At 51.8% G+C, this 255-nt stretch carries 1 pseudogene; it reads left to right on the forward strand.

Annotation, left to right across the window (positions count from 1 at the left end):
* Positions 1–73, forward strand: a pseudogene (locus ACOZK9_RS27440) (tetratricopeptide repeat protein); the annotation flags it as partial.
* Between the last annotated feature and the right edge of the window lie 182 nt (positions 74–255).

Consider the following 255-nt stretch of genomic DNA (forward strand, 5'->3'; position numbering starts at 1 on the left):
GGAGATTTTCCGCAATTACCTGCAGGAATTGCAGAGTGCCGATGGGCGTTCACCCTTTTCGCCGTTGCCTTAGATTTTTAGTGGCTTTAAGGCCTTATCGCGAGCAAGCCCGCTCCCACATTTGACTGCATTCCAGCATGGGAACTCGGTCTACTGTGGGAGATTTTCCGCAATTACCTGCAGGAATTGCAGAGTGCCGATGGGCGTTCGCCCTTTTCGCCGTTGCCTTGGATTTTTAGTGGCTTTGAAGGCCTT

Source organism: Pseudomonas kitaguniensis (assembly GCF_049199985.1).
Classification (GTDB): domain Bacteria; phylum Pseudomonadota; class Gammaproteobacteria; order Pseudomonadales; family Pseudomonadaceae; genus Aquipseudomonas; species Aquipseudomonas kitaguniensis.